Source organism: Acinetobacter sp. YH12251, from assembly GCF_013417465.1.
GTDB classification, from domain to species: Bacteria; Pseudomonadota; Gammaproteobacteria; order Pseudomonadales; family Moraxellaceae; genus Acinetobacter; species Acinetobacter amyesii.
Window position 1 is genome coordinate 34,050 of record NZ_VPDZ01000016.1, and the last position, 26,059, is coordinate 60,108.

The window sequence follows — 26,059 nt, forward strand, 5'->3', positions numbered from 1 at the left end:
AATGTTTGGACTCAGTTTGGTACTTTAATGACTTCACCAATACGTAACTGAGCAGACGGTTGTATATCATTCATTTCAGCAAGTTTTGATGTATCAAGTCCATAACGGCTTGCTAAACCAATCAATGTATCGCCGCGTTTAATACGGTATTCACTGATAGTTTTAGGGACTTGTAAATTTTGACCGACACGCAGTCCTGCACGCGGGTTCAAGTTATTTAATTCAGCCAATGCTGCCACAGTTAAACCTGTCCGACTAGCAATCGAATTTAAAGACTCGCCTGATTTCACAGTATAGATTTCAGTATTTGCTGGTTTCACATTGCTCGTAGAGGATTTAGCTTCCGTTTTTTTGGTTTCAGTTGCTTTACTAGCTACATCAGCAGGGAGTTCACCATCCACTTTTAAACGCTGTCCTACACGAATCGCACTATTGGTATTTAGGCCATTTAATTCAGCTAAATAACGTAATTGAAGATGATATTTCTTCGCAATCACACCCAATGTTTCACCTGATTTCACCACATGAATATCGGTCGCATCAACAGAATTCGTTCGTGTATTGGTTTTGCTTTCAATTTTGGTCGCCTCAGCTTTGGTTTCTACTTTAACCGGTGCGACATCACCTGTTAATTTTAATTTCTGCCCAACGCGTAGACCAGAACTACGCTCTATACCATTTAAATTTGCGACATAGTCCATGCCTAAATCATAGCGACTAGCAATGCCTGTCAGTGTATCGCCAGACTGCACCACATATGTATCCGGAACAGTTGAACTAGCAGGAACTTTAATGCTTTGCCCAGCCATCAGCCCACTATTTACCGACATATCATTTAGACTCGCCAATTCTGACAAACTGATTTTTGACCGCGTCGCAATACTGTAAAGCGTATCACCACGCTGCACTTTGTAGCTTTCAACTTTATACGCAGGATCAACTTTGACATTTTCAATGCGATTCACGACTTTGCTTTCGAGCTTCTCAACTTCTGCTACAGCTTGTAATGGCACATTAATTTTTTGCCCCACCATCAAGCTACTGCCAGCCGTTAAGCCAGTTGTTAAATCTGCCAACTCTTGATTTGACAGCGCATAACGATCTGCAATGAGTTTTAGATATTCACCACGTTTTACCGTGTAGGATTTGGTTTGAACTTTTGCAGGTTTTTCGACAACTTGAGCGGCTTTCTTGTCAGCTTCCAATTTTGCTTTCGATGCAGGCGTTTCTTTTAGGGATAATTTCTGTCCAACATATAAACCACTCGTGGTGGTTAAACCATTGTAGTCGGCGAGTTGCTTCGTACTTAAACCAAATTGACTCGCAACAGCTGTAAGACTGTCATTTGCTTTCACCACATAGCTATCTGCGATAGGCTTAGCTTTCGATTCTTCATTATTTTGCACAACCGGTTTCGCATCATATAAATAGATGGTCGTACCGACATACAAGGTCGAATCTGGCGAAATTTGGTTCCAAGCTGCAATATCACGCCAATTCACGCCATTTTTCATCGCAATCAACGCTAATGTGTCGCCCGCCAAAACTGTATAAGTACTGCGTTTACCTTTAGGTGGTACAACTACAATTTCAGAATCTGTACGAATGACATTTTTACCTTGGTTGCGTTTGGCTTCTTCGGAATCTGCACCTGTATTTTCAGCCACGCTTTTCGGGTAAGAGAACCCTTTCGTCAGTTCTTTACCTTGTTGATCCGCAATCGACTGGCTAGTCTGAATCGCAGTTAACTTAATTTTGCCATCGTAAGGATCGACAATTTCAGTGCCCTTCGGCGCAATAGCTTTAATTTCCTGAACGACTTCTTCTTGTTCTGCTTTAGTCGCTACTGGTTTTAATACCTCATCTATTGTTTTGGTCTCACCTTCAGCTTTAATAGCCGCCATGATTTGCTCACGCTCATTTGCGCTGAGTGGTGGCTCGACAGACACGGCTTTCACAGGCGTCGAAGGTGTTACAGCGACTGGAATACGCGGCGCACTTGGAATATCACTATTCGATGCAAAAGCAGCCAAAGCAGATGATCCTATTGGCGTTTTGCCTTTCGTTCCTGATGGAACACTCGGCGTTACCGTTGCAGCGACTACAGGTGGTTTGGCAGAAGCTGTCACTGTCGGCTGTGTTTTAAGCGTAGGTGGCGTCACTTTAGCGGGCTGAATAGTTTTACTATTTAATTCCGGCGGAGTAACACGTGACGGTGTTATTTCAACATTATTTTTTGGTAAGTTATAAGTTGAATTACTTGCCCAATAACCTGATGAACCACCTGATTGTAATTTCTTCAAACGTGCATCGACTGATGGACTCACATCCGCAGGAATTAAAATCCGCATTGGGCTGCTGCTATCAATCACATCGCCACGATGACCAGGGTTTAGTGCATAGAGTTCTGCACGGCTTAAACCGGTAATAGATGCAATTTCATTTAAATTTGCAGGCCCTACAGCCACTTCACGAAAGTGTGGACGGTTGGCAATTGGCGGTAAACTTACGCCATAAGCACTTGGATTTTTAATAATTTGAGCAACAGCCAAGAAACGTGGGACATAGTTCATGGTTTCTTGGGGCAGTTTTAGTGACCAATAATCCGTTGGCAAACCTGCCGCACGGTTACGGTTAATCGCCTGTTGAATGCGGCCCGGCCCTGCATTATATGCAGCCAAAGCCAATTCCCACGAACCGAACTGGTTATGTAGCGCACCTAAAAACTCATAAGCTGCACGCGTTGATTCCACTACGTCACGACGACCATCATACATTGAGGTTTGTTTTAAGCCGTAAATACGTCCAGTACTTGGAATAAATTGCCATAAGCCTGCTGCGGCTGCACTTGAGGTTGCTGCTGGGTCATAAGAACTTTCAATCACTGGTAATAACGCCAACTCAGTCGGCAAACCACGACGTTCTGCTTCTTTAACCGTGTGATATAAATAACGGGACGCACGCGCACTTAAACGATCAATATATGGTTGACGTGAAATAAACCAACCACGCTGCGCTTCAATTCGCGTATCCCAGTGGTTCAAATCCATTTTGAAACCCACAGTCATACGCTTCCAGACATCACCATGCTTCAGTACTAAAAGGCGATCGCCTTCTACGGCACGCATGTCTGTTGCAGAAAGTAAATCTTCGAGTGAATCTAAACTATTGGCATCGAGAAAGTTTGAGCCAACTTGTTTACTTGCTGAGTTCTGCTTAGTCGTTTGCGATGAAGAACAGCCCGTCAGACCAAGAGCTGCGAGCGCAGAACCCAAGACTGTAAATTTAAAAATTTGTGGTAACGTAGGCTGCCAGACAGTCGCAGTTGATTTATACATAAAAAAATCCAGACAACTCATATAAAATTTATTTTTTAGATATGCCATTGTAGTGAAGCAGAACACAGACACAAGGCGTTAATTTAACGCTATTTCAGTATAAATGTTACAAGAAATTAAAAAAATCGCCAGAAATGGATTTCTCTCTGTCATTTGCGTTATACAATATACGGTTCTGAATGCTTGTTTTTCTCCGGATTTGATTTATGTCTCAAACAATCACGCTTTATGTTGATGGTGCATGTAAAGGCAACCCTGGCTTAGGGGGTTGGGGGGCCTATATCATCCGTGAAACTGGAGAAGAAAAACTCTGCGGCGGCGAAGCTGAAACCACCAATAACCGTATGGAATTGACTGCGGCAATTGAAGGCATTCAACACTGTCCGACCGATGCAAAACTGATCATTTGGACAGACTCTAATTATGTCAAACAAGGCATTACCGAGTGGATACATGGTTGGAAAAAGAAAAACTGGAAAGATGTTAAAAATCCTGATCTGTGGAAATTACTGGATGCAACTTGTCAGGGTCGGGAAATTGAATGGAACTGGATTAAAGGGCATGCAGGCCATCCGGGAAATGAAATGGCCGATCAATTGGCCAATCTAGGCGCAGAAAAAACCCTCGAACACATCAAACAAGCGGCATCATCTACAGCTGAAGTACCTAAAAAAAAAGCTGAACCTGACTGGCTATTAAATGATCCATTTGGACTTGAATTTGCTGATAGCGAGGATGAAGCAGAAGAAATCTCAGCCGAGTCAGCTATTGACGCAGAGCAGATTGATGACATTACGATAGAACAACAAGCAACAAACACGGCATCAACGTTGAATGAAGCTGCCCCTATACAGTCTAAGCAAGCTGCTGAAATCCATCCAATGATTGTCATTACACCAGCAACCGTCGATGTATCTGGCCCACGACAATTAATTTTGGATACGGAAACCACAGGTTTCTATTTCCAAGATGGCGACCGTATTATTGAAGTCGGTGCAGTGGAAATGATTAACCGCAAACTGACCGGTAGCTCAATTCATATTTATATCAACCCGCAAAAACCTGTCGGTGAATCTGAAAATATTCACGGAATCAGTGATGACTTTCTAAAAGACAAACCACTGTATGCTGAAATTGCTGATGTATTATTTGACTATCTAAAAGGCGCAGAAATCATTGCGCATAACGCAACCTTCGATATGAACTTCCTAGATATGGAGTTTAAACGTGCAGGTTTTGTTGCCTTATCGGAGGTATGTGAAGTCACCGATACCTTGGCTATGGCCAAAGCCAAGCATCCAGGCCAGAAAAACTCACTCGATGCATTAGTGCGTCGTTACGAAATTCCACAACGTGACCGTACCTTCCATGGTGCGTTACTCGATGCGGAAATTCTGTCTGACGTATACCTAGCAATGACGGGCGGTCAGGTTTCCTTTGATATCGATGCCCTGACCCACTCGCAAAATGAAGATGGTTCGCAAACCCGCGCCGCTGTTGAAATAGAATTACCTGTGATTTTACCTTCAGCAGATGAACTTGAAGCCCATGAGACATGGGTCAAACAATTTGAAGAAAAACATGGTACACCTTGCCTTTTTGCGAAATAAAATCTAAATTTCGTGTTACTTTTTGTATATAAACAATTCTTACATACGCTATAGTAAAACCATAAACATGGACCGCCTTAAGGGGCGGTTAATAAACAAGATAAAACATCTAGGAAAGGTGCAGATACATGTCTTACCAAACCTCTATCCATTTTGATCCAACGGCTTTGCTGATAATAAAAAATGAGGTTGATAACTCAATCAAGTTAGTCGAATCAGCAGTCAGCACCTTAGTTGAAGATCAAACTTTACCTTTCGGGATTGATGATGCACTGATTCAATTTGAACAATGTGCTCAAGTACTAGCTTTAGTTGATATGCCAAGTTTGGCAAAAATCGCTCAATATTCAGCAGAGTTAATGCGCAAGATCATGGGGAATCCTGCGCAAATTAACACTCAAGAGGTCATCGCACTGAGCGAAGGCATGACCATGCTGAAACGCTACATCGAATTTATCTGCCTACGTGAAGTTAAAATTCCACAATTCCTGCTGGACAGTCTTAATCGTCTAGAACTATCTTTAGGTAAACCTCTAACGTCGGAAGGCCAACACATTGAGTCCCTACTCGATTGTATTACTCCTGACTTTGACTTACCTCAAGCTCCTGCACTTGAAAAATCAAAATACGTTCACCGTCTGTATAAGTTGGCGTTGAATAAATTGATTAAACAAGAAGAAACTGAGCTGGATTTGCAAGCGATTAAATTGGTCGGTGCGTATTTAGCAGGCCTTTCAGACAAACATCCAAGTAAACAATATTGGAACTTGGTTTTTGTTGCGTTTAATCAAATTGATCAAATCTTAATTACCGATGCTCGTTTACGTACCTTGGTAAGCATTGAACGCAATATGGCTCAATATTTTGCAGGAACTGAGCGCTTTAAAGCATCCATTTCTGATTTAGCCAATGTCTTAAGTCTAAACATTAGCCAAGAAGATGACATTTCTTATCATATTCGTGGCAAATTAAATATCGGTGAAGACCTTCTTACCGACACCCAATTGCAAGTTTTCAGTCGTCATTTATATGGTCCTGACTTCGACACCATGCATACCATTGGTGAATTGGTTACGACTGAAATGACGCAAATTCGTAATGATATTGAATTTAACTATCAAAATATGACGCCTGAAAAAACCCAAGAACTTCAAGCGAAATTAAACGAATTGGCAAATATTTTCAAAGTCTTGAACTTAAATGAAGCGTATAACGACCTGTCGCGTCAAGCTGCGTCATTAGGTAATGCTGAGATTTTACAAGATGAAAGCTTTGCCCAGCAGTTGATGAACAATATCTTGTCTGCCATGAACTCGATTGGTGTGCTTGAGCGTCATCACACTTCTAGCCGCTTACAACTTCGTGTGAATAATATGAATATTTCACTCGACCGTTTAGATGAAGCACACGCTGCTCTGTTAAATGAGACCAAGGTTTTAATTGATGCTGCTAGCCAATCTTTGGTTCAGTATTTACAAAACCAAGATTTGACACAACTTGAAGCGACTGCAACTCAATTCCGTGAAATTGGTGGTGCGATGTTGTTCCTCAATGCAGATGCAGCTCAAAATGCGCTGAATTCAACAGCTCAATTCATTTTGAAACGAGTTGAATCTTCAACAGCGATTGAAGCAAACGAAGTGAATCAAGCATTAGATTCATTGGCAAGCGCAGATATGTTGATTGACAATTTAAAGAACAAACAACCTGTTTTACAGGGCATGTTTAAGGTAGCATTGGACAGTAGCGAAAAACTGAAATCAGCAGCAGCCTAATGTCTAAATTGTCACTTGCGTATATCTTCAAACAACAGCAATTGCTGGTCGATGAAAACTTTCAACTTCCCGAAGTTGAGCAACTCGCAAGTGATTTAAATATTGGCACGGGTGATCAAGTGATTGCCCGTGATCTACTTGAAAATGAGCCAATTCCTGAGGGCTTACAACTCATCCCTATTCGTCAGCTTCTACAACTTTGGAATGTTCAGCAATTTGAACAAGCCAGCCGTGCTATTCAACTCTTAGAATGGCGCCGTAATCATAAATTTTGTAGCCACTGCGGTACTGCAACTCAAGTCCACGCCACAGAATATGCTATGGTTTGCCCTGCTTGCGGTTATCACCAATACCCTCGTGTCAATCCTTGTGTCATTACCGTCATTACCCGTGGCGAAGATGAAATTTTATTGGCAAAAAATGCAAAAAATGTCCGGGCAATGTATGGACTGATCGCAGGTTTTGTTGAAGTGGGTGAAACTCTAGAAGAAGCAGTTCGTCGTGAAACTGAAGAAGAAGTTGGGCTGAAGGTCAAAAATATTCAATATTTGGCAAGCCAACCTTGGCCTTTCCCAAGTAATTTAATGATCGCCTTTAAAGCAGAATATGCTTCAGGTGAGCTTCAATTACAAGAAGAAGAAATAAGTGATGCGGCTTTCTTTAAATTTGATGCATTACCTGAAATTCCGTTCAAAGGAAGTATCGCCCATTCGATGATTATGCATGTCATCCATGGGTCTGCTGTTGCAGATGACACCGAAGCATGGTTATAAGTAGCTATTTTTAGTAAATAAATCATGCAATAAAAAAACCGCCATACTTGGCGGTTTTTTATTTTCAATCATTTAACCAAAGACATTAAGGTGGACTAATTTCATCGAGTACACGCATGATTTCAGCTTTGGTTTTAAAGAAACGACTAAATAGACTCGAAACTGAACCAATCATCGTGATGTGCCCAACACGAGGGATTTGAATCAATTGACTATGGTTGCCTGAGGCTTTTAATCGACGATCAAAATCTTCACTATTGCTATGGCCAACGATATTGTCTTTATCCGCAGTGAATAGATAATGCTTCACTTGATTGTGCTCAACAAAATAATATGGCATCACTTGTTGATACGGTACATTTTGATCAAAGGCATCTGCACAAATCGGATCACCTTTATAATCAAAATGATATGGCCCTGCCAATCCCACAATTGCACGAATATTCTCTTTCACTTGTAGCTGATAAGGCGTCGGATGATACAGTGCAGACATGACATTAAATGCCCCTGCCGAATGTCCCATTAACACTACATTTTCCACTTCAATCTGCAACTTATGCTGAGACTGCGTCAAATAGTTTAATGCAAGGCTAAGATCATCAATTGAAGCCGGAAAAATATACTCAGGTGCGAGATGGTAATTGATGACAGCAACATCGAAGCCTTCTTTTGCAAAAGCTTCACCAATGAATCCATAGTCCTTTTTGTCACCATGCATCCACGCCCCACCATGTACAAACACGATGAGTGGACGTTGCTGACGAGGTGCTGACGTGCGATACAAATCTAGGCGATGGCGCGCTTTTAGACCATAAGGGATATTGTTTTGAACATGATATCCTTGTTTGGGTGTCAGTCGATTTAATGCATAACTGCCAAAATCATATAACCGAAAATTTCGGTATAAAGATTTAGCCAAATCCATTTTTTGCTGAAGCCGCAGAGACCATTGATTCATATTTTACAGCATCATTTCCGACATTTTATTGAGCATTTGGATCGACAGCATCCGGATCTATCGCTACAGGCGTTTGTACTTCAGGTTGCACATTGCCTACAGCAGGTGTGGTGTAACTTGAGTTAATTGAACGTGCCTGTGGATTTGGGTTCTGATCAATATTATCGATTAAAGTGACAATTCGCGTTACATTACCCACTTGTTGCAAGATTTGATTTAAGTCTGTGATTTCCGCACTGTTTAAACGGCCCATCACATAAAGAACAGCATCTTCAGTATGAATGTGTACTTTGCTGTCAGATACCACAGGCGCTTTCATAATCAAACCACGGGTATTCGCAGTAACCGCAGTATCTTGCATGATGGTGCTATAGCTGATCTGATTACCCACTGTAATATAGTTATGTACAGTTTTGACATCACTCATTGAACGGACATTTTCTTCTGCCAATTCTTTTAAATGATTATCCGGCACTTGCCCAGTCAATAAGACATTGCCATGAAAACTTTCAATATTGACACGTGACTGTTTAAAACGAGTATCTAATTTATATAAATTAATTTTTGCTGTTCGAACAATGGAAGAGTCAATAAAAACTTGTCCCAATGAGCGTGCGCCGCTTACAGTTCCTACAGGTGCTGATCCTGTTCCATTCGAAATAAAACTCGCACAGCCAGATAAACTTGCGACACAAAGCATCGTTATTGCAATACGCTTAACCACTCAGCACGACTCCTCAAATTTCCACACGTATTTTTCTATGCGTTTACACAGTTTGTTTTATCAAAGATTAATCAACTCTTGATCAAAAGTAAAAGCATTTTCAATCCATTGCTGATGATACGGGTATTTAGAAAAGTCTTGCTGTAGTGTTTTTGCAAAGTGTTGATAAAAATCAAAACAAATTGCATCAAAGCGACAATAATAATTTTGAAAATGTGAATGTTCATTTAAAAAATGCAACGCAGTCTTCATCATCTTACGTTGTTTGTGAATTGAGATACTTTCGATGGCTTGGGCATAGCGGGTATTCGAACGGGCTTTAACTTCGATAAACACCAATTCTTGACCACGTGCAACGATCAAATCAATTTCACCATAACGACTATGATAATTCTGTTGCACCTGTACATAGCCTTGCTGCTTAACCAAACGCAGCGCTTGCCGTTCTGCCCACTGCCCCAGATTCATCTGTCCCAAATTCATCTGCTCTAAGTTTAGCTGCATCGTTTCATCCCTATAGTGAGATCGCTACGATGCCTTTTTTACTTCGCTCATAGCAGTGAGGAACACGCTGAATATTGTTTTGACTAATTTTGATTAGCCCTGTTCGCCCCTGAAACTCAATGCTTTTTAATTTCGGTTCTTGCAAATATTGTTTTGCGATATGCCATGTGTCTCCGCCAAAAGCTAAAAGACGTTGATATGGCATATCTACTGGGTTTTGCTCATAAGCTCGGATCAGGTCAGGCCAACGCGCGTCATGCAATGCAGGTGCATCACAAAATTTCAGCCCTACAGGAATGGGCTTTGTGGCTTCAATCGCATTGGCAACGGTATATAGTTTTGCTTTAGGTAGTTTTTTTTGACTGTTTAACCATTCATTATTGCCCAGCAACAGCACCCCTTGATTTTTGTCCAGCTTCGTTGGGAGCTGTTCAACCACTTGTATCGGCACTGAACTTTGACTAATTAAGGACATGAGCAATAATTCATGTTCTGCCTCAGTTGCGGGCTGACGTAACACTAACACTTGCGCTAATTTGTCTTTTTCAAAAACTTTTTGGAGTGCTAAAGCATCATCACGTTTTGATAGACTGTACTGCCAGACGTTTGGAATTTGGCTTGTCGTTTCATTTAAAGCCAACACGCGGACTTTCGGCTTTGCTTTTACAAGTGCTTCAACATCTTGGCGTGCTAAAGGGCCAATCACCAATTGAGTTTTTTTATTTACCTGTTGCTTCAATATCGCAGCAATTTGCTTTTGATTTGAATCTACAAACTTAATGGGTACTTTATAGTCTGATGATTGATATGCACTATTGAAACCTTGCTTAATACTGGATGCGGCTCGCGCCATAGGGCCAGATTCAGGTAGAATGACCAAGACGTCTGCCTGTGCAGCAGTAAACAGACTGCTTAAAAGGCAAAGACCCAAAATTTTGTTCTTATTATCCAACATGGAGAAACCTATGAGTGCTCAGTTATTTGTTGTTGCAACTCCAATCGGGCACTTAGATGATATTAGTTATCGTGCAATTGAGGTATTGAAGTCGGTTAAAATTATTGCCGCCGAGGATACACGAACTTCCGCACAATTACTTAAACATTTTAGTATCAATACGCCTTTAACTGCCTGCCACGACCATAACGAAAGCAACAAAATCGACCAGCTGATTGAACGCCTAGAAAAGGGTGAAAATATGGCGCTGATCAGTGATGCAGGCACGCCATTAATCAGTGACCCTGGCTTTAAACTGGTTCGTGCTGCACAAGAAAAAAATATTCGTGTCATTCCTGTACCGGGTGCCTGTGCTGCTATTGCAGCTCTCAGTGCTGTCGGCCTACCCAGTGACCGTTTTAGTTTCGAAGGCTTTTTACCTTCTAAACAGTCACAACGTCTTTTAGCACTCGAAAAACTGAAAGACGAAACTCAAACCATGATTATTTATGAAGCGCCGCACCGTATTGTGGATTGCCTAAAAGATATGTCGAATGTCTTTGGTGCCGATCGTCCCGTGGGCTTTGCACGTGAAATTACCAAAACATTTGAAACCATTAAAAAAATGTCGTTGGGTGAATTGGTTCATTTTGTCGAATCTGATCATAATCAGCAAAAAGGCGAAATCGTTTTGGTTATTGGTGGTGCGACCGAAGAAAAAGACCTAGAGCAAGAAAAGTTAGACAAATTGCTGACACGTTTACTTCAAGATTTGTCCGTTAAAGCTGCCTCTCAGTTGGCTGCAGATTTAACTGGGATTAAAAAGAAAGTGGCCTATCAACGTGCTTTAGAGTTAACCCAAGCGAACGATTAAGCTTAATTTTTTTTTATTTTTAATTTGAACCGCTTATGGGACCTACGGGTTCCATAAGCAATCCCATACAATAATTTAAATAGAATGAAAAAAGTTGCTTATAACATGTCCATAAATCTGTCTGTCAAAAAACCGCTGGTGTTCATTCTCTTTAATCTGGTTTGGCTCACGGCCCTTGCACATATTATTTATACTGGCATTCAACCCTATCCGCACTATATTAGTGGCGAGCAAATGACGGCCGATCATAGCGCGATTGCGATGGTCTGTGGATATTGTTCCCTCTATTTTATAGTCGGTAATTTACTGAAACTGAGCCAATTTGGGGATAGGCATCGCTATTGGGCTTATGTCGTTTTGAGTGCGGTATTACTTTTTCAATCTTTTGTCGCTGCTGTGGCGGCCATGCATGCACCGCCGTATATTGCTGCATTCATTATCAATTGTATGTTTTTGCTTTTACTGCATTTTGTGTTTTATCCTATTTTCGCGATCAGTCGTAAATATATGAAGCCAAAGACGGCTTGAAGCGACTTCACATCTTATTAACGACTTAACTTCTTGAGCAAACAAGCTCCAGAGTTAAAAAATGAATGACGTTCATCATCGCACAAGCGAATGAAGCAAAAAAAACACCACATGACGTGGTGTTTTTTCACTTTTAATCTTTTGCCGATTCGTCTGGAGGGACTTCGATAATACGACCACCACGCGCTAAGAACGCCGCAACTTCATCTTCAAGCGCCTGACGTTGTTTTAGTTTTGCAGTCACTGTTAATGTTTCAGCTTCAGAGGTGTCACCATCAGAGGCAGAATCAGCTGCGTCACCTGCACCTTTTTCAGCTGCTTGTGCTTCATCTTCATCAACTACTGAATCTTCTGGATCATCATAATCGTTCATATCAGTCATTGTGTTCTCCCCGCGAATGACTTCTGTTTGCCAGCGAATGGCTGGTTTTAAATTAACAGAAATTTAGCAATCTCTGAGCATTTCGACTAGTACCCACAATCAAAAAATCGTATCTTTTTTAATCAAAATCGTAACCTTGTTTATACGACTGTCTAAAAAATATCTGACTTTGACCTAAGCTGCGTAGATTGTATCTTTTAAAATACTCAGACCATTGGCTTGAGCCATAAACGCATCTTTTAGAACAGTCTGATTTTCCACTTGTTTTAAACCAAAGTTTCGCGCCCACACCACAGGTGAAAAAGTGGTGGTTTCTAACCAACCAATCGCGGACATACTATGCATCATGGCATCGTTTTGCCCTTTACGGCGGTGCTCATAGCGCTTCAAACTTTGTTCATGTGCCCACACACCTCGTTTTTTATCGGTCAAAAGCACATCGCAAAGCACCGCTGCATCTAAACAACCAATATTCACGCCTTGTCCTGCAAGCGGATGAATCACATGGGCCGCATCTCCAATCAGCGCTAGACCATCATGAACATATTGCTGTGCAGCTCGTGCCTTCAATGGAAATTTAGCACGTGGCGTTGCTTCTAAGACTTCGCCGAGCATGTAATGACTTTCTCGAGTGAGCAACGCAGTAAATTCAACATCGGATAAAGCCACATATTCATCGGCATAATCATCTGGTAAGGTCCACACAATCGATTGCCAATAACCGCTTTCTTCTTTTTTCAGACTCGCCATCGGCAAAAATGCTAAAGGCCCAGTTTCTAAGAAAATTTGGCGCGCTACATGCTGATGCGGTTGGGCGGTTTTAATTGCACAGCTTACACCGGCTTGTCTATAGTCCAGCACATCTAGATCGATGAAAGCTTGCTCACGAACAAATGAGTTTGCACCATCTGCACCTATCACCAGTTTTGTTTTGAGCTGGGTACCATCTGCGAGGTGAATGATCCACACACCAACGCCACGCTCAACTCGACTGACCTTAACTTGGGTTCGGTAGTCTTCAAGCTGTTCTAGCATTTTTTCTTGAATGGCTAAATTCAATACACTTGGTTCAACCATTGAACCTAAAGCTTGCTCAACTGATGGTGTTTGATCTGCAACATGACCAAAATTGATTTCTCCATAGCCATTTTTATTCCACACCTGCATACCAGTATAAGGCTGCTGACGGGCAAGCTTTTCCCAAACGCCCACAGTCTTGAGTAAATGAATGGTGGCTTGACTGAGCGCCAAAACTCGAGGATTCGCAACACTTTTGGTTTTTTCTGCATCCAAAATAGGTGCTGCATCCAATACCGTAGCCTGCACACCGCCTTGCGCCAATAACAATGCCGTTAAGCCACCGACCAAGCCACCGCCTACAATCACGGCATCCAGTACATTTGTTTGATTTAAACTCATGCTTTTAGCCCCATTGCATAATTCGCGACCAAAGGCTTAATCCCCGGAATGGTGTCAAAGGCAACTAATCCAGTATTGCGAATCAATTTTAAAAATGGGTTCTGGTTGCTAAAACCACGAACAACTGAATCACAGAATTTAATCACCCGCTGCTGATCGGTCAGGCGCGATTTTTCATAATCAAGCAACATATCTGCATCACCCAGATCTGCATTTTTTTCAACTTGCTCTTTTAAATAACGGCGTAGTACATAGGCATCGCGCATACAAAGATTGAAGCCCTGACCTGCCACTGGATGAATAGTATGTGCTGCATTACCCATCAACACTACACGTCCAACTGCTTGTTTCTCTGCAAGTACTTGCGACAATGGGAAGCTGAAACGTTTACCAGTTTTTTGGAATTTACCTGCACGGTCGCCATAGGTTTCTTGTAAAGCATCTAAGAAGTGCTGATCATTTTCATCACCCATCCACTCGCCTTCAGTTCCTTTAGGAACAGGCCAAACCACTGAGCGACGGTATTCACCTGGAAGTGGCAGCAGCGCTAGCGGACCAAGCGGACTAAAACGCTCGAAACCGACATGACCATGCGGTTTAGAGGTTTGTACTGTAGTGACAATCGCCACTTGGTCATAATCATGCACCGATGCGCCAATACCTAAGGCTTTACGGCAGAATGAATCACGGCCATCTGCTGCAATCACAATTTTAGATTGTAGTTTGAGCTGTTCTTCAGCACGCTGTGCTTCGATAAAAGCATGATTAGCATCTTGATTCAGAGCGGTCACTTGCACGCCATCAATCAATTCAATCAGGGATTCTTTTTTGACTTCTGCGAGCAACACACGACCTAACCATGCATTTTCAATCACCTGCCCAAAGCTTTCGACTTTTTCTTGTTCTGCTTTGAGTCTTGCCTTACCAAAACTGCCTTGCTCTGTAATATTCACTTCTAAAATAGGTGTGGCGTGTTCCTGCAAAGCATCCCAGAGACCTAGTTCTTGATAAATTTGCACCGTACGGCGTGACAAGGCGCTGTTTCGTGCATCAAAACTCGAGTGATAAAGCTCAAGGTTTGCATCATCATAATTGGGGTATTTAATGGCTTCTAAAAGTTTTACGCCAATTTTGTCTTTGGCCAACATGAGTGCCAGACTTAAACCGACCATACCACCACCAACTATGATGACTTCTTGCTGCATGCTTGTTTCCTTTTTTATCAAGTATTCGAATTTAGGACATTCACTCGAAATACATATAATCTGTAATGAATTTTATCTTACATCAAGGGCATGATTTTTTATAATGAAATACAAATTAGTTGCAGGTATTTGCACTGATTAAATACAAAATTAATCATCTCTTGCCGTAAATATTGATCTTTAAAAAAGAGAAAATCACAATAAAAATGGCTGAGTCCATCAGTATGAGCCATCATTTGCGTAAATCAGCGTCATTTGAACATGTCATGTTTTGATGCATTCAAAAGGACGATATCAAGCTAACTACCTGATGATCAGCCTTTAGCCATTGTTCAATTAGTTGAATAAGTGATTGCAGCTGCAAAACCCAATTATGTTACACCATTCGGTTTAATGAGCTTTTCATTACACAACATTTTCTGGATATATTCCGCAGCAGAATATCCAGAAGATGTAATTTTTGTTGTGTTATTGGCGCCTTATCCTAAAGTTGATGCACGTACCAAGCTTTAATTTGAGTTAGGTACAGAGCAACTCTAAAGCGATGTCGAGCACTATTATTCAAACAGGTTTTAGAGCCAACTTTACCTTGGCATGGTGTAAAAATACTAGGGCGCAAACCTTAGAAAATACGCTGCAAGCCAATAATTGAGAAAGATTTACCCACCAAGCTGAGTTGTAGATTCATACCGATATGACTGAGCCACCGAAAAAAAATCAACAAACAAACAAACATTAGTGAATGGCTGTAATTATGAGTATATGCCCCCGAGTGTATTGGTCAAATATGCTATAGATCTGATTTCACATGCTGAACTGGCAACCGGACATTTGGCCGTATATGAAAAACCGGAAGAGTTTTTAAAATTAGCGACTGAGTTTTTACAAAAAACTTAATGTTTGAATGAAGTTAAAAAGCCGATCTAATGATCGGTTTTTTATACTTATTTAATATTTTCCATGATTTGGTCAAAATATTGCGCTCATGCATTCAATTTATTTTCATAGCTATAGATAAAGATATAGAACACAAAAGACAGAAACGATCTCCTTAATACGGAATAATTTAAATGAATGGCTTAAGTATTAAAATGCTGGATTAATTTCTTCAATCGAATTTCTGCATCTTGATTAAAAGCATTCGCCGCTTGGTGATACCAGCGTTTCGCCATCTTTAAATCTTGAGCTGCGCCATTGCCTAGCTCATACATTAAGCCAATTTTATAGGGAGCAATTGCACAGCCTTGTTTTGCCGATTGCTTGTACAAGCTCATTGCTACATTATAATCTTGATCAAGAATTTCGCCCTTTTCATATATTTCAGCAAGAGTCGTTCTTGCGTTTATATTTCCCTTTTCCACTGACTGATTCAGTAGATCTAAAGCGATATGAATATCTGTTTTAAATGGCTTTTTGAACAACAGCACGGCTAACTTCAGCATCGCTGCATCATCACCCTGATCAGCCGCTTTTTGATACCATCCTTGTGCTGTAACATCATTTTTTTCGACGCCGCATCCCGTTTCATACATTTCACCCAATTTAATTTGGGCTGCAATATCCCCTCTTGAGGCTAAACTCAAATAATCATCATAAGTAGGCTGATTGTTATACTTAAACTTTATTTTCTTTACTGGATTATAATCACTATCAAAGATTTCAAAACCGACATAGTTTTTAAAGAGTTCAATCAATAACTGCCGAACCAATTGAGTATGATAAATTAAATGATCCTTTTCGCTAAAATAATAATACTGATAATAGCTTTCCAAATCTTCATTGATTTCTTCTTTTAAACTGTTTAAATCAGTCGTCCATTTTTTTTGAACTTTGCCATTTTCAACATATTCGTATAAATACCTTGTTGAAAAGTTTAACCATTCCTTTTCAAAATCTTGTCTTTCTCCATCCATGTAAAGTTCCTCTTCTTCCGCTTGAATGACACATCTGATTTCTACACCCTCTTTATAAAGCGCATAGCTATAGCTTGAATTTGTGTCTGCAAAATCAAAGAAGATCATCCATTTCATCGGCAACTGACTGCTTAGCAAACTGCTCCATTTTTCAGGTTCAGTAAAAGCAAAATGTGCTAATCCGGCACTATTGATACAAACAATATGATCCGTCAGCCACTCTATATCTAATGCAGATTTTGAGTTTTCTTCAAAATAAACCAGCCAATCATTTACCAGTCTTTCAATATCCTGTTGATTGCCATTAAAGGGAATAACCACTCCAGCTTTTCTAACACCCATAATTATGATTAAAATAAAAAATTTATACGATTAATTTAAAAAGACTTATATCTAATTTTTGTAAAAACTTAACATCATAAAATCAACTCCATTGTTAATTACCCTTGTCTATATGACTAGTATTTATAAGACTGCTTGTAGATAAAAAAAGCCGATCATCTGACCGGCTTATTCTCTTACAGTAAATTACTTCGCCATCAAGGCTTCAATGTCTTCCACCGACTTGACCACTGCAGCTGTTAAAACACGTGGACCTGCTTTAGTTACAGCCACATCATCTTCAATACGAATACCGATACCACGCCATTTTACATCCACTGTTTCATCATCTGGCGCAATATAAAGACCAGGCTCAACAGTCACAACCATACCTTCTTCATAGGCACGCCATTCACCGTCTTGTTTGTATGAACCGACGTCATGCACATCCATACCAAGCCAATGACCCGTACCATGCATATAGAATTGGCGGTAACTTTCATTTGCGATGATTTCGTCAATATCTCCTTGCATAATGCCAAGATCCAATAAACCTTGAACTAAAATACGCACTGCAACGTTATGTGGTTCTTTATAAGAGTTGCCGATACGCACCGCATCAATCGCCGCAATTTGCGCATCGAGTACGATATTATAAAGTGCTTTTTGTTCAGGGCTGAATTTACCGTTGACTGGGAAAGTACGGGTAATATCTGAGGCATACAGCTGATATTCACATGCTGCATCAATCAGTACCAAATCACCATCTTTGAGTTCTTTGTCATTTTCCACATAGTGCAAAATACAGCCATTTTCACCGCCGCCGACAATGCTGTTATAGGAAGGCACACAGCCATTTTTACCAAAGACATAATTCAGTTCAGCCTCTAAAGCGTACTCCATCATGCCCGGTTTAACCGTTTGCATGGCACGAGTATGTGCTTCTGCTGAAATATCCGAAGCAATCTGCATCAATTCAAGTTCGTCTTCAGATTTGTGCAGACGCATTTCATCAATAATACGATCAAGCTGAATCACTTGTGCAGGCGCACTCGCACCTTTGCGTGATTCACCACTCGCTGTTGCAATCCACTTAGCAACACGTGCATCGAAATCAGCTTGCTGACCTATTCGATAGAACAATTTATCTTTATTTTGTAATTTTTCTAAAATTTCTTCGTCTAATAAATCAATGACATAAGCTTCATCGGCTTCATAATCATCTACTGCCCCATCTACACCCGCACGGTAGCCATTCCAAATTTCCATTTCACGGTCACGTTCACGGCAGAACAAACTATAGCTATAACCTTCTTCTTCGCTATCAAAGGTTTCAATCACTGCGACCGCTTCAGGTTCAGCAAAACCTGTTAAATAAAAGAAACTACTATCAGCTCGAAATTTATAATCTGCGTCGCGATTACGCATGGCTTCTTTGCTCGTGGCAATAATTGCAATACTACGTAGTCCCATTTCACCCGCAAGGATGTCTCGACGTTCTTGAAAATCCGCTTGAGTTAATTTCTTCATTTAAATACTTCTTATACCTGCTGGCTGATATTGTTTAAATTTTGATTCAATTGAATATGAATCTCTCATTCTATGTGAGGCATGTATAAAAACACGTAATACCTCACATAGATATAAGCAAAATTAATGCCTTAGCTTGGACGATGTGGGGTGAACATTTCAACCACATTCCCCACTTGAGCCGATGAATTTTTAGCGCTCAGTTGTAGCAACGGTGTTTCTGAAACATCAACTTTGGTACGTCCCATAGACAGGCTCACTGGGATTAAACGAACAAATTCGTATAATTCCTGATAGCTTTCTTCACCTTCTTCATCATCATCTGAATCTTCAAATTCTACTGAAGCGACATCCTGTAAATGCTCAATCAATTCTTGTTCATTGGTGCGCAGATGACCTGCCGCCAAGCCAAAACCAAGAACAACACCTGCACACCAATCTGCCAAGGCTTGCACACGCTCACCTAGCAAGTGATCATCATCTGGTAATAAAGGAAGATAGTCGAGTTCATCATCTGAAAGTGAATGAGCTACATCTTCTGCTTCTTCAGTCAACAATGCCACCGCATCTTCGTCTAATTCAGCTACATCAAGCGTTGCTAAAATTTGTTGCCACTCTTCACGACTCGGGGGTTGTGACACACAAACTATACCAGTGAGTAGACCATGTAACTCACTTGGGCTTGAAATTTCTTCAATTTTAGAAAAATTCTGGGACCAATCTGACCAACCTGAAATATCGTCTTGCATTCGCTTATCCAATCTCTATACTTCGTATATATTACCTTTGTTTGCAAGACTGTGCGACTACGTTATGTTAGAAGAATTACAGCGTCTCCAAGCGCATATTAGCGTTTTAAAAAAGCGACTGGCGCAATTTGAAAGCGAAAATAATGCCCTACAAGATGAGAAAAACTCGTCTGATGAGCACCACCATGCTCAAATTGTACATAAGAACGGTATTATCACCTCCAAACAAGAAGAAATTGATGCGCTGAATGAGCAATTAACTGATTCACGTGCTCAACTTCAACAGCTGAATACTGATGCAACTGCTTTGGCTGACCGATATAGCCGTCTTGAAAAAAGCTGTACTGATCTAAAAAATCGTTTTCAAGAAATTTTGGCAGAACGTAATGAGCTACGTATCGTTAAAGAAAAGATGCAAAATGAACAGCGTCATGCTCAACAAGAAATTCAAGGTTTGCAGCAAGAACGTGAACGTTTATTACAAAAAAATGAACATGCCAAAGCAAAAGTTGAAGCGATTATTCAACGTTTAGCTATTTTAGGTACAGCTCAAGATCAACATGCGCAAGAAATTCAACAATTGGCACATCCGACTGAAAGTAATGAGGAAGTTTGATCATGAGTGAACAAATTGCAGTTGATTTAAAAGTTCTAGGTCATAGTTTCCGTTTAGCAACGACTTCTGACCAACAAGCCGATTTAGAACGCGCAGCACAATTACTGAATGACAAATACGATGAATTTCGTCGTAAAGCACCACGTATGGAACCGAGTAAGCTGATCATTATGGTCGCACTTGAATTAATGCAAGAAGTCCTGTCAATGAATAAGAGTTTGCAAGAATATGCAAACTGCGAACTTTTGTTGCAAAATATTTTGGAACAAGTTGAAGAATTGACTGATTAATCGGTGGTTTAGTGATTATACTTTGCCCGATTGCTTCATTTTAAACACTTTGTCAGTGTTTGGTGATTTGCCAATAACGCTGAATTCGTTATACTGAGCACATCTCTGAGGTGTTCGCCAGCTAGGTCTAATCCCCTGCCGATACTTAAACTTATGGATGTGTTCTGTATATTCTGAGCGTATGCCCTCCTCGAGTGGGAAACCCAGCGAGTGTACGTCGCGTCCACCTTGAACTCATCGGGTTCAGGGTCACGACATTTGCAGCGGCATCTTCGGAGTGTTTATTTTCTAAATCCTTATTTAAATTACAAGAATTTGATTTAAAAAAACATTTTTTAATTTACTATTCTATTTCCGTGCCCCTCTACTTTTGTTCTTCACCATAATTATTTCATTTAAGTTTGGTTAGTTTAAAAGTTTATTTATTCAAGTTAATTCATTTTTTTAGTTGTTCCAGTTTAGCTAACTGTCTATCCAAAGCTCTGTCCATTTCAGGAAGTATTTGTCGTAAATATTGAATTGATGAAATGGCTTCATCCAATTTCACGACGCCTTTTTTAACCAAGTTATATTGTTGCTCGAGTAGAGCGAGTACTTGATTTTGATTCGGCTGCTGTCCCTGACTCATCAGCGTGTTTATTTGCTGAAATTGTTGATATACCTGTTCACGTTGCTGTAATAGCTCAGAGTGCGTTTCACTGTCGAGTATTAATTGTTTGGAATTAGAACTTGAATGCTGCAATACATTTTCTATAGTTCGCTCTGAACGTGTTTCAGACACTTTTTGTTGATCTAACGGTAGCTGTTCATGAACCTCCTGCTGCTTTGGTTTTAATAACTGAATCATCAACAATAAAATCAAGCCAACCACTAACCCGATAACAATCCATTTCTTATACATGATTCAATCTCTAAATGTTCTTCAATTAAAAATTCAGAGCCGATTTGGCTCTGAATTTACCTTTTTATTTAATCTTATCTAAATTATTAGTTGCCCCATCCTGCTGGCGCATAACCTAAACGAACACGCTGTGGGTGATTGCCAACTGGAACTGTGATGACTTTTTCACCTGTCGCGAAATCAATCACGGTTACTGCATCTGTCGCACTTTCAGAAATCACACATCGTTTTCCATCTGGGCTTTGCGTTGCCCAATACGGTTTACCTGCAGCAATCAATTTTGCTGCGATCAAAGTTTTACGATCGACGATGGTGGCATAATCATCCATGGTTCCTGCGACACATAGTTTTTCACCATCTCCACTGATTGAAAGCCCATGATGGCGTGAGTCATTTACCCATTTCGTGCGATCAGAGGGAATAGTTGTACTTCCCGGAAGCTGTGCAATGCGTGTGACTTTGCCTTGATTGAGATCATATTCGACCAAGCCATTAAAAAATGAGACTTGTGCATAGATTTTGGATTCATCTTTGCTAAACACAATTGGACGCACAGCGTTTGATAGGTCTTTACGGCCAAAGGCATCCAATGCAGGACGAAAATCAATTTTCTTCAAGACTTTAAAATTATTAGCATCGGCAATGGTGATGTAGCGTTTGCCTTTGGTAAAGTCTTGCCAAGATGCATCCATGGCTGTTTCGACATTACCAATGGCTGAATTTAAGATTTTAGTACCGTTGGCAAAATAGATATTTTCATGTGGCTTATCTCCTGTGGCAAAGCGCCCGAGCTCCTTGCCTGTGTTGATATCGAGTACATGTACGACGTTCCCCGAAGATGCTGAAACAGCAACTTGTTGCCCATCGGGTGAAACCGCCATATGGTCTGCTCGGAAACCTTCAACTGGTGTGCGCCAATTGATTTTTCCTGTTGCTATGTTAATCGAGACTACATCTGCATAACTTGGGCGTGATGCAACTACCGATTTGCCATCTGGTGTGGAATACATGTCATCGACCAATTGATCATTTCCCTCTCCTGCTGTATTACGAATATAGCTATAGGCGATCAATTTTACTGGGTTAAGGTAAATTTCAGTGAGCCGTTCTTTTTTGTCGGGCACCATATTGATGACACCAACTTTCTGATAGTTTTTTGCAGGATTGATGACTGTAACCGTACCATCCCAGTTATTGCCGACAAAAAAGACTTGCTGGCTATTGGGTGGAACGGGTGCAGTGGTTGTCGCTGCGAAAGTCAGTGGAGACACTATGACCGTCACACAAAGAAGTGTCCTGATCCAGAGATTCTTTTTCATTTTTATTGTCCATTAATTTGTTTTTATGCATACCTTTTGAGTTACGTCATCAGATAAGTGTCGCTTTTTAAGCGCAAAGAAAGCTTATTCAATATACAAGTGTAGATATAGCGTATTTGTTTTAATTCCGATGAGTTGTTGATTAAAACAAAGTCTTCAATCTGCATTCACTTTTTGGGAAGCAAAAAAAAGCACCTTCGGGTGCTTTTTTAGTTCATCAAATGATTAGTAAATAATTTGATTATTGTTGATTAGGTCATCTAGTTCGACTTTGCTCGTTTGATTGAGCAAGACTACAAGATCTTGTGATTCATATTCCGTACCTGATGTGCCATCACGGTCAATTGAAATCACAGCTGAATCAGTTTCTTCGTCATATGCTACTGTTACAAACTCTGCGAGATTCGCTTCAGTTGCATCGTCAGAAAGTAATGATGAGATGTCGATTAAATCTGATGAATCACCAACAGTGAAACCACTTACTTCAATCACACTTTCAGTCGTTGATGAATATTCTTGGTCAAGTACTTTAAATATAGAATTTTCATCAGTTCCTGCTGTATCAGCAAAATCATCACATGACATTAACATCAATGAAGTTGCTGAAACATCAGATACTGAACCGTACCGGGTTTGTCGGAGACTTTTTTATTTAAGTTAGGCCACCTGACCTAACGGGTTAATCTTATCATAGTACATTGCTTCAAACTCAAAAGGCGATACATAACCCAGTACACTGTGTACACGCTTTTTATTGAACCAATCTACCCAGTTTAGTGTCGCAAGTTGTACATCTGCTAAACCTTGCCAATCTGCTTTTAAATATTCAATCACCTCTGTTTTGTATAAGCCATTCACCGTTTCAGCCAGAGCATTATCGTATGAATCACCAGTTGTACCGACTGATGCTCGTAAATTTGCAGCTTCTAAACGATTGGTATAGCGAATAGAAAGATATTGAACACCTCTATCGGAATGATGAATCACATTCTTTGGCATGCCTCGATCGTGCAATGCTTGCTCAAGTGCATCGAGTACCATATCTGTATTCATCCGTGTAGATACTTTCCATCCAACAATTGCTCGTGAGAACACATCAATAATAAAGGCGGTATAGACCCAGCCTGAATTTGTTTGAATATAGGTAAAGTCACCGACATAGTTGGTTTGGATAATCAGTAGTAAAATTACGTTTCACTAAATCATCCGCTCTTTTTTGATCATCTCGGCTACGGGTGGTGTGTTTATTCTTCCCACGCCAAACACCCTGTATACCTAGCTTCTTCATCAAGCGAACCACTGTACAGCGTGCAATAACATAACCTTCACGTTTCAGTTGTTGCCAGACTTTACGCACACCATATCGGCCTGAACTTTCTTTCCAAATTCGTTTGATTTTTTCAGCATGATGCAAATCATGTAGATCTCGCTTTGCTCGATGTTCTGGGTTTTCAGCAATATCTAGTGTTCGATAATAGGCAGAAGCCGAGATCGGTAAAATCCTACAAATCGTCTCAACACCATATAAATCTTTATTGTTATGGATGAAATCCACCATTATTTGTGTGGGCGGTCGAGCTCCGCCTGGGCGAAAAAAGCGGCTGCTTTACGCAGAATTTCATTGGCACGCTTTAATTCTTTAATTTCACGTTCCGTTTGCTTCATTTTTTCTTGATCAGAGATCTGTAGTACTTTGATAGGATTTTGCTCATCTAAATGCTTTTGATACCAAGCACGAAGTGTTTCAATAGTACAACCAATTTTAGGCGCAATAGCTGTGATCGCAGCCCAATTAGATGGATAGTCTTTTTCAGATTCAATCAATAATTGAACCGCTCTTTCTCTGATTTCAGAGGGTATATTTTAATTTGTTCATCGGAACATTCTCTCAGAATATTGAATCTCCGACAAACCCGGTAAGGTTCACTATATAGATGACTTTAAAGCCGGTGATTTTTATATTAATAATTCTGCTGATTTTTATTTAAAAGAAGGCGAATACCAATTTAAGGTGAAAAATTGTACAACTCATTGTGAAAATTATTCAGTTAGCTATTGTGTAAACGAAAAGTCACTTTTGAATAACTTATTACTTACAGTTGATAATAACGGCAAACCCGTTATATTAAATAATGATGGCACTAAGATTAATAATTGCCCGATTAGAGAAAATGCTCTAAATAATGTGATAAAACCAATTGAACCGAGTTTAGATAATATAAATTTAGCTGCCGATTCTTTATTTAAATTTAATGGTGGCAAACTAAATGATTTACTTCCTGCAGGTAAATCAAGCTTGAATGAACTAGCAACTAAACTTAATAACCAATATGCACGTATTGATATGATTAAGCTTACCGGCCATACCGACCGTTTAGGCAGTGAACAATATAATCAGCAACTTGCATTGCAACGTGCACTAACTGTCAAAAATTACTTAATGAACCAAGGGATTGCTGGAAACAAATTAAGTTTCGCTTCAGCAGGTGAAACTCAGCCTGTAACTAATGGTTGTTTTGATGTTCAAGATCGAAATACCTTAAAAGCTTGCTTACAAGCAGACCGCCGTGTTGATGTGCAAATTCTTGGTATAAAAAAACCTTAAATAAGTATGCGTTCCTTAAGCTAACTAGTGTTTAAGGAACGCTTTATATAAAAAAGATAAAATCTATTTCTTCGGACTTTTAAGCTTGAACGCGTTAAAATGCCTTTGAGAATTTTGTGCTACTTTGAAATGAATCATGACTTTCAGCACCACCAGCCTTCGTAAACAACTCCGCAAGCAGCGTCGTAGCCTAAACCTATGGACCCAACGACAAGCTGAACAACAAGTCCTACAGCGTTTAGTCAGACTCAGTCATTTTCAGAGCAGTCAGCATATAGGCGTGTATTTACATGCATTCGGTGAAATTCACACTCAAAAGATCATCCACTACTGTTTTGCACATCAAAAACACGTGTATTTACCCATGATTTGCAACATGAATCAGCAACTGGTTTGGGTTGAAATCTCACGTCATCAATATATTAGTAAACGTTTTTCTCATCACCCGCTCGGTATGAAAGAACCGATGGCAAGCCGCGGGAAGCATGTTTCTCACCTTGACCTTTTAATAATGCCCTTACTGGCTTGCGATAAGTACGGCACACGTATTGGTATGGGGGGTGGCTTCTACGATAAAACATTAGCGACTGCCCACTCTACCCCATACCGTTTAGGACTTGGCCATGATTTTCAACTCATTCAAGATCCCTTGGTCCGAGAAGCATGGGATCAACCGCTAGATGGCTTTATTAGCCCATCTCAAACTTTAAGTTTCAAACGTTAATTTGATATTTTTGACACTGAGTTACACTTAAAAATCACATATTTAGTCATTTTTTACACATTTTAAT

General features: G+C 40.3%; 24 protein-coding genes, 1 other RNA gene, 1 pseudogene and 1 other annotated feature. Of the genes and pseudogenes, 11 read left to right on the forward strand and 15 right to left on the reverse strand.

All coding sequences use genetic code 11. The features are described 5' to 3' along the window. Positions 1 to 11: 11 nt before the first annotated feature. Positions 12 to 3,338, reverse strand: a complete 3,327-nt coding sequence (locus tag FTV27_RS13920; protein ID WP_180079031.1) for a LysM peptidoglycan-binding domain-containing protein — start codon at positions 3,336 to 3,338, stop codon at positions 12 to 14. A gap of 206 nt (positions 3,339 to 3,544) precedes the next feature. On the opposite strand from FTV27_RS13920, the gene dnaQ reads away from it, so the two are divergent. The 3 genes from dnaQ (at position 3,545) to nudC (ending at position 7,496) form a co-directional block, all read left to right on the forward strand. Continuing rightward, a complete protein-coding gene (gene dnaQ / locus FTV27_RS13925) occupies positions 3,545 to 4,948 on the forward strand; it encodes a DNA polymerase III subunit epsilon (protein ID WP_180024163.1) in 1,404 nt (467 codons plus the stop codon). Between the two features lie 128 nt (positions 4,949 to 5,076). Beyond that, positions 5,077 to 6,723, forward strand: a complete 1,647-nt coding sequence (locus FTV27_RS13930) for a chemotaxis protein (RefSeq protein ID WP_180079032.1) — start codon at positions 5,077 to 5,079, stop codon at positions 6,721 to 6,723. Beyond that, the gene (nudC, locus tag FTV27_RS13935) at positions 6,723 to 7,496 is read left to right on the forward strand and encodes an NAD(+) diphosphatase (RefSeq protein WP_180011997.1); all 774 of its coding nucleotides are present in this window, start codon (positions 6,723 to 6,725) and stop codon (positions 7,494 to 7,496) included. Before FTV27_RS13930 ends, nudC begins: the two co-directional genes overlap by 1 nt. Positions 7,497 to 7,581: 85 nt before the next feature. Here the strand turns inward: nudC and FTV27_RS13940 are convergent, their stop codons facing one another. From FTV27_RS13940 to FTV27_RS13955, 4 genes are read right to left on the reverse strand one after another with little or no spacing between them, the layout of a single operon-like run. Then, positions 7,582 to 8,454, reverse strand: a complete 873-nt coding sequence (locus tag FTV27_RS13940) for an alpha/beta hydrolase (protein ID WP_180024161.1) — start codon at positions 8,452 to 8,454, stop codon at positions 7,582 to 7,584. A 25-nt stretch (positions 8,455 to 8,479) separates the two neighbouring features. After that, positions 8,480 to 9,178, reverse strand: coding sequence for a BON domain-containing protein (locus FTV27_RS13945; protein ID WP_180079033.1), 699 nt, complete (start codon positions 9,176 to 9,178; stop codon positions 8,480 to 8,482). A gap of 60 nt (positions 9,179 to 9,238) precedes the next feature. Then, positions 9,239 to 9,646, reverse strand: a complete 408-nt coding sequence (locus FTV27_RS13950) for a YraN family protein (RefSeq protein WP_180079073.1) — start codon at positions 9,644 to 9,646, stop codon at positions 9,239 to 9,241. A gap of 46 nt (positions 9,647 to 9,692) precedes the next feature. Beyond that, positions 9,693 to 10,637, reverse strand: coding sequence for a penicillin-binding protein activator (locus tag FTV27_RS13955; protein WP_180079034.1), 945 nt, complete (start codon positions 10,635 to 10,637; stop codon positions 9,693 to 9,695). Between the two features lie 10 nt (positions 10,638 to 10,647). Here FTV27_RS13955 and rsmI point away from each other — a divergent pair, with 10 nt between their 5' ends. Then, positions 10,648 to 11,490, forward strand: coding sequence for a 16S rRNA (cytidine(1402)-2'-O)-methyltransferase (gene rsmI, locus FTV27_RS13960; RefSeq protein WP_078189168.1), 843 nt, complete (start codon positions 10,648 to 10,650; stop codon positions 11,488 to 11,490). Between the two features lie 105 nt (positions 11,491 to 11,595). Next, complete coding sequence (locus FTV27_RS13965; protein WP_180079035.1) at positions 11,596 to 12,018, forward strand: hypothetical protein; 423 nt, start codon at positions 11,596 to 11,598, stop codon at positions 12,016 to 12,018. Positions 12,019 to 12,151: 133 nt separating this feature from the next. On the opposite strand, the gene FTV27_RS13970 is transcribed toward FTV27_RS13965, so the two are convergent. The 3 genes from FTV27_RS13970 to FTV27_RS13980 form a co-directional block, all read right to left on the reverse strand. Continuing rightward, on the reverse strand, positions 12,152 to 12,400 hold the full coding sequence (locus tag FTV27_RS13970) for a hypothetical protein (protein ID WP_180079036.1): 249 nt from the start codon (positions 12,398 to 12,400) through the stop codon (positions 12,152 to 12,154). 174 nt (positions 12,401 to 12,574) lie between these two features. Next, complete coding sequence (locus FTV27_RS13975; RefSeq protein ID WP_180079037.1) at positions 12,575 to 13,819, reverse strand: FAD-dependent monooxygenase; 1,245 nt, start codon at positions 13,817 to 13,819, stop codon at positions 12,575 to 12,577. Further along, positions 13,816 to 15,024: an FAD-dependent oxidoreductase gene (locus tag FTV27_RS13980; RefSeq protein ID WP_180079038.1), complete on the reverse strand. Its 1,209-nt coding sequence runs from the start codon at positions 15,022 to 15,024 to the stop codon at positions 13,816 to 13,818. Before FTV27_RS13980 ends, FTV27_RS13975 begins: the two co-directional genes overlap by 4 nt. Positions 15,025 to 15,372: 348 nt before the next feature. Here FTV27_RS13980 and FTV27_RS13985 point away from each other — a divergent pair, with 348 nt between their 5' ends. Beyond that, positions 15,373 to 15,537, forward strand: a complete 165-nt coding sequence (locus FTV27_RS13985; RefSeq protein ID WP_180079039.1) for a hypothetical protein — start codon at positions 15,373 to 15,375, stop codon at positions 15,535 to 15,537. A gap of 566 nt (positions 15,538 to 16,103) precedes the next feature. On the opposite strand, the gene FTV27_RS13990 is transcribed toward FTV27_RS13985, so the two are convergent. The 3 genes from FTV27_RS13990 to FTV27_RS14000 all read right to left on the reverse strand — a co-directional run bounded on the left by FTV27_RS13990 (position 16,104) and on the right by FTV27_RS14000 (position 19,537). Next, entirely contained in the window at positions 16,104 to 17,279 is a 1,176-nt protein-coding gene (locus FTV27_RS13990) for a tetratricopeptide repeat protein (protein WP_180079040.1), read from the reverse strand. Positions 17,280 to 17,465: 186 nt separating this feature from the next. After that, positions 17,466 to 18,788, reverse strand: coding sequence for a Xaa-Pro aminopeptidase (gene pepP, locus FTV27_RS13995; RefSeq protein WP_180079041.1), 1,323 nt, complete (start codon positions 18,786 to 18,788; stop codon positions 17,466 to 17,468). A gap of 131 nt (positions 18,789 to 18,919) precedes the next feature. Next, on the reverse strand, positions 18,920 to 19,537 hold the full coding sequence (locus FTV27_RS14000) for a UPF0149 family protein (RefSeq protein WP_111885849.1): 618 nt from the start codon (positions 19,535 to 19,537) through the stop codon (positions 18,920 to 18,922). A gap of 64 nt (positions 19,538 to 19,601) precedes the next feature. Here FTV27_RS14000 and FTV27_RS14005 point away from each other — a divergent pair, with 64 nt between their 5' ends. From FTV27_RS14005 to ssrS, 3 genes are all read left to right on the forward strand, one after another. After that, positions 19,602 to 20,153 (forward strand): hypothetical protein, encoded by a 552-nt coding sequence (locus tag FTV27_RS14005; protein WP_111885848.1) that lies wholly within the window; start codon positions 19,602 to 19,604, stop codon positions 20,151 to 20,153. Between the two features lie 2 nt (positions 20,154 to 20,155). After that, positions 20,156 to 20,443, forward strand: coding sequence for a cell division protein ZapA (locus FTV27_RS14010; protein ID WP_168378082.1), 288 nt, complete (start codon positions 20,156 to 20,158; stop codon positions 20,441 to 20,443). A gap of 99 nt (positions 20,444 to 20,542) precedes the next feature. Then, positions 20,543 to 20,725, forward strand: a non-coding RNA gene (gene ssrS / locus FTV27_RS14015) — 6S RNA. Between the two features lie 154 nt (positions 20,726 to 20,879). Here the strand turns inward: ssrS and FTV27_RS14020 are convergent. From FTV27_RS14020 to FTV27_RS14035, 4 genes and pseudogenes are all read right to left on the reverse strand, one after another. Continuing rightward, the gene (locus FTV27_RS14020; RefSeq protein WP_180079042.1) at positions 20,880 to 21,344 is read right to left on the reverse strand and encodes a hypothetical protein; all 465 of its coding nucleotides are present in this window, start codon (positions 21,342 to 21,344) and stop codon (positions 20,880 to 20,882) included. Between the two features lie 86 nt (positions 21,345 to 21,430). Further along, on the reverse strand, positions 21,431 to 22,663 hold the full coding sequence (locus FTV27_RS14025) for a YncE family protein (protein ID WP_180079043.1): 1,233 nt from the start codon (positions 22,661 to 22,663) through the stop codon (positions 21,431 to 21,433). Between the two features lie 225 nt (positions 22,664 to 22,888). Further along, entirely contained in the window at positions 22,889 to 23,254 is a 366-nt protein-coding gene (locus FTV27_RS14030; RefSeq protein ID WP_180079044.1) for a type I secretion C-terminal target domain-containing protein, read from the reverse strand. A 66-nt stretch (positions 23,255 to 23,320) separates the two neighbouring features. Further along, a pseudogene (locus FTV27_RS14035) lies at positions 23,321 to 24,539 on the reverse strand (IS3 family transposase). After that, positions 24,147 to 24,263 (reverse strand) — a sequence feature (AL1L pseudoknot). (Overlaps the previous pseudogene by 117 nt.) A gap of 201 nt (positions 24,540 to 24,740) precedes the next feature. Between FTV27_RS14035 and FTV27_RS14040 the strand changes: the two are divergent. Both FTV27_RS14040 and FTV27_RS14045 read left to right on the forward strand, forming a co-directional pair. Beyond that, the gene (locus tag FTV27_RS14040) at positions 24,741 to 25,268 is read left to right on the forward strand and encodes an OmpA family protein (RefSeq protein WP_218949572.1); all 528 of its coding nucleotides are present in this window, start codon (positions 24,741 to 24,743) and stop codon (positions 25,266 to 25,268) included. Between the two features lie 136 nt (positions 25,269 to 25,404). Further along, positions 25,405 to 25,992: a 5-formyltetrahydrofolate cyclo-ligase gene (locus FTV27_RS14045; RefSeq protein ID WP_180079045.1), complete on the forward strand. Its 588-nt coding sequence runs from the start codon at positions 25,405 to 25,407 to the stop codon at positions 25,990 to 25,992. Positions 25,993 to 26,059 lie beyond the last annotated feature (67 nt).

Coding starts and splice junctions, on each gene's coding strand:
- FTV27_RS13920 (WP_180079031.1), bottom strand. CDS start 3,338: ATGTATAAATCAACTGCGACTGTCTGGCAGCCTACGTTACCACAAATT.
- dnaQ (WP_180024163.1), top strand. CDS start 3,545: ATGTCTCAAACAATCACGCTTTATGTTGATGGTGCATGTAAAGGCAAC.
- FTV27_RS13930 (WP_180079032.1), top strand. CDS start 5,077: ATGTCTTACCAAACCTCTATCCATTTTGATCCAACGGCTTTGCTGATA.
- nudC (WP_180011997.1), top strand. CDS start 6,723: ATGTCTAAATTGTCACTTGCGTATATCTTCAAACAACAGCAATTGCTG.
- FTV27_RS13940 (WP_180024161.1), bottom strand. CDS start 8,454: ATGAATCAATGGTCTCTGCGGCTTCAGCAAAAAATGGATTTGGCTAAA.
- FTV27_RS13950 (WP_180079073.1), bottom strand. CDS start 9,646: ATGAATCTGGGGCAGTGGGCAGAACGGCAAGCGCTGCGTTTGGTTAAG.
- FTV27_RS13955 (WP_180079034.1), bottom strand. CDS start 10,637: ATGTTGGATAATAAGAACAAAATTTTGGGTCTTTGCCTTTTAAGCAGT.
- rsmI (WP_078189168.1), top strand. CDS start 10,648: ATGAGTGCTCAGTTATTTGTTGTTGCAACTCCAATCGGGCACTTAGAT.
- FTV27_RS13965 (WP_180079035.1), top strand. CDS start 11,596: ATGTCCATAAATCTGTCTGTCAAAAAACCGCTGGTGTTCATTCTCTTT.
- FTV27_RS13970 (WP_180079036.1), bottom strand. CDS start 12,400: ATGACTGATATGAACGATTATGATGATCCAGAAGATTCAGTAGTTGAT.
- FTV27_RS13975 (WP_180079037.1), bottom strand. CDS start 13,819: ATGAGTTTAAATCAAACAAATGTACTGGATGCCGTGATTGTAGGCGGT.
- FTV27_RS13980 (WP_180079038.1), bottom strand. CDS start 15,024: ATGCAGCAAGAAGTCATCATAGTTGGTGGTGGTATGGTCGGTTTAAGT.
- FTV27_RS13990 (WP_180079040.1), bottom strand. CDS start 17,279: ATGGGTGTTAGAAAAGCTGGAGTGGTTATTCCCTTTAATGGCAATCAA.
- pepP (WP_180079041.1), bottom strand. CDS start 18,788: ATGAAGAAATTAACTCAAGCGGATTTTCAAGAACGTCGAGACATCCTT.
- FTV27_RS14000 (WP_111885849.1), bottom strand. CDS start 19,537: ATGCAAGACGATATTTCAGGTTGGTCAGATTGGTCCCAGAATTTTTCT.
- FTV27_RS14005 (WP_111885848.1), top strand. CDS start 19,602: ATGTTAGAAGAATTACAGCGTCTCCAAGCGCATATTAGCGTTTTAAAA.
- FTV27_RS14010 (WP_168378082.1), top strand. CDS start 20,156: ATGAGTGAACAAATTGCAGTTGATTTAAAAGTTCTAGGTCATAGTTTC.
- FTV27_RS14020 (WP_180079042.1), bottom strand. CDS start 21,344: ATGTATAAGAAATGGATTGTTATCGGGTTAGTGGTTGGCTTGATTTTA.
- FTV27_RS14025 (WP_180079043.1), bottom strand. CDS start 22,663: ATGAAAAAGAATCTCTGGATCAGGACACTTCTTTGTGTGACGGTCATA.
- FTV27_RS14030 (WP_180079044.1), bottom strand. CDS start 23,254: ATGTTAATGTCATGTGATGATTTTGCTGATACAGCAGGAACTGATGAA.
- FTV27_RS14045 (WP_180079045.1), top strand. CDS start 25,405: ATGACTTTCAGCACCACCAGCCTTCGTAAACAACTCCGCAAGCAGCGT.